The organism is Streptomyces sp. UNOB3_S3, assembly GCF_020740895.1.
Lineage (GTDB): Bacteria > Actinomycetota > Actinomycetes > Streptomycetales > Streptomycetaceae > Streptomyces.
This window is the reverse complement of the sequence record NZ_JAILXP010000591.1, coordinates 1-2,816: the sequence shown is the minus strand read 5'-3', so window position 1 is coordinate 2,816 and position 2,816 is coordinate 1. Positions and strand designations below refer to the sequence as shown.

General features: G+C 71.8%; 2 protein-coding genes. One reads left to right on the top strand and one right to left on the bottom strand.

Going from position 1 to position 2,816, the window contains the following annotated elements:
• The coding region (locus tag K6I33_RS34020; protein ID WP_229358666.1) for an AAA family ATPase at positions 1 to 1,607 on the top strand (1,607 nt) is incomplete at its 5' end.
• On the opposite strand, the gene K6I33_RS34015 is transcribed toward K6I33_RS34020, so the two are convergent.
• On the bottom strand, positions 1,580 to 2,638 hold the full coding sequence (locus K6I33_RS34015) for a methyltransferase (protein WP_229358665.1): 1,059 nt from the start codon (positions 2,636 to 2,638) through the stop codon (positions 1,580 to 1,582). The two genes, K6I33_RS34020 and K6I33_RS34015, sit on opposite strands and share 28 nt — an antisense overlap.
• Between the last annotated feature and the right edge of the window lie 178 nt (positions 2,639 to 2,816).

Genomic DNA, 2,816 nt, shown 5'->3' with positions numbered 1-2,816 from the left:
GCGACACCCCGACCCTCGACGAGTACGGGCGCGACCTCACCGAGGAGGCGCGCGGCGGAAAGCTCGACCCGGTGATCGGCCGGGCGGAGGAGATCGAGCAGACCGTGGAGGTCCTCTCCCGGCGGACGAAGAACAACCCCGTGCTCATCGGCGACCCCGGCGTCGGCAAGACCGCCATCGTCGAGGGGCTGGCCCAGCGCGTCGTCGGCGGGGAGGTGCCCAAGTCGCTGCGGGACCGCCGCGTGGTGAGCCTCGACCTCGCCTGGCTGGTCGCCGGGTCCAAGTACCGCGGCGAGTTCGAGGAACGCCTGAAGAAGGTGATCGACGAGGTCACCGCGACCGACAAGGGCGTCATCCTGTTCATCGACGAACTCCACACCGTCGTCGGCGCCGGCAGCGGCGGCGAGTACCGCAAGTACGTCGAGAAGGACGCCGCGCTCGAACGCCGCTTCCAGCCGGTCATGGTCCCCGAACCCACCGTCGAGGAGACCGTCGCCATCCTCCAGGGCCTCCGCGACGCCTACGAGGCCCACCACCAGGTGCGCTACACCGACGAGGCCCTCGACGCCGCCGCCGCTCTCTCCGACCGCTACCTCAGCGACCGTTTCCTGCCCGACAAGGCCATCGACCTCATGGACCAGGCCGGGGCACGGGTGGGGCTGCGCTCCCTCGGCGCCCCGAGCGAGGCGGACGGACTGGAGGAGCGCCTCACCAAGCTCCGCAGGGAGAAGGACGAGGCCGTCAGCACCGAGGACTACGAACGCGCGAGCGAACTCAAGGCGCGCGTCCGCGAGACCGAGGAGGAGCTGGCCCGGGCCGGCCGGGAGGACGGGAAGACCGGCAGCGTCACCGCCGAGGACATCGCCGACGTGCTGTCCGCGCGCACCGGCATCCCCGTCTCCCAGCTCACCGAGACCGAACGCGACCGGCTGATGCAGCTGGAGGACACCCTCCACGAACGCGTGATCGGCCAGGACCAGGCGGTCACCGCCGTCTCCCAGGCCGTACGCCGCGGCCGGGCCGGCATGGGCGACCACGACCGGATGATCCGCTTCGATATGAGCGAGTTCCAGGAGAAGCACACCGTCTCCCGCCTCGTCGGCTCCCCGCCCGGCTACGTCGGCTACGAGGAGGCCGGACAGCTCACCGAGGCGGTGCGCCGCAAACCGTACAGCGTGGTGCTGTTCGACGAGATCAGGGACGACCTGATGGCGGAACTCCAGGCGCACTTCCGCCCCGAGTTCCTCAACCGCATCGACGAGGTCATCGTCTTCCATGCCCTGACCCGGGAGGACCTGGTCCGGATCGTCGACCTCCTGCTGGAGCGCGGCAGGCGCAGGCTCCACGCCCAGCAGATCGGCCTGAACGTCACCGGGGCCGCGAAGGAATGGCTGGCCGACCGCGGCCACCAGCCCGAGTTCGGGGCCCGCCCGCTGCGCCGCACCATCCAGACCGAGCTCGACAACCGGCTCTCCAACATGCTCCTCGACGGCTCGCTCAACCCGGGCGACACGGCCGTCGCCGACGTCCGCGACGGCGAGCTGGTCCTGACCCTGGAGCCCGGCCGGACGGAGCCCGGTCAGACGGGCGTGGCCTCGATGAGCTGATACCTGATCGGGCGGGGGAGCGGGGTGATGGCGCGGAGGGCGAATCCGGCCGTGTCGAACAGCGCGGCGAAGTCGTCCGCGGTGCGCTCGCGTCCGCCGACGTTCACCATCATGTTGAGGTCGGAGAGGTACGGCAGGGCGGAGGCGTCGCCGGGCACGGTGGCCGGCATGACCGGCTCGACCAGCAGCAGGGCGCCGTCGTCGGGGACGACCGCGCGGATGTGCCGCAGGATCGTCGCGCACCGCTCGTCGTCCCAGTCGTGGATGACGCTCTTGAGCAGGTAGAGGTCGCCGCCCGCCGGGACCGAGGCGAAGAAGTCGCCGGTCTCCAGGGTGACGCGGTCGGTGAGGCCGTCGCGGGCGAAGCGGCCGGCGGCCTGCGCCAGGCCCTCGGCGCTGTCGTGGACGACGCCGCGCGGCCCGGGGTGGGCGCGCAGGATCGCGGCGAGGAGGGTTCCGTCGCCGCCGCCGACGTCCACGACGGTGCCGAAACGGCCGAAGTCGTAGTGGTGGGGGATGACGTCGGCGGCCGTCCGGGTGGCCTGGCTCATCGCGGCGTTGAACTCGGCGGAGAGCTCGGGGTGCTTCTTGAGGTGCCCGAAGAAGTCCGTGCCGAAGACGGTGTCGAAGGAGGGCCGTTCCGTCCGGACGCTCTCCTCCAGGAGCTCCCAGCCGCGGAGCATCACGGGGTCGCTGAACAGCCGGACCACGGACAGCATGGAGCCGGGGGTGCCGGACCGCAGCAGGTCGCCGGCCGGTGTCGTCGTGAAGACGCCCGGCGCGCTCTCGTCGAGCAGCCGCAGGGCCGCCAGCGCGCGCAGCAGCCGGTACGTGGCCCGCGGCCGGGTGCCGAGGGCACCGGCGAGGGAGTCGGCCGTGCGTTCGCCGTCGCCGATCAGGTCGAAGACCCCCAGCCGGGTCGCGGCGCCCAGGGTCTGGGCCGCCATCTGGCCGTAGGCCAGCCGCGTCACGAGGCCGTGGTGGTCCTCGTCGGCCGCCGTGCGTCGTCCGTGCTCGTCCGGCTCGCTCATACCGCCCCTTCCGTCGGGGTGTTCCCGCCACCCGCCAACTTCTTAGGTAAGCCTAAGTCGATGTTCGCGCGGTGGCAATGCCCGTGATCCGGAAGGAAGTTGGGGGTCAGGTGCGCGTGGTGGTCCCGCCGCGGTGGTGCTGGTGCGCGGGGACGGGTTCGCCGCGCACCAGCACCAC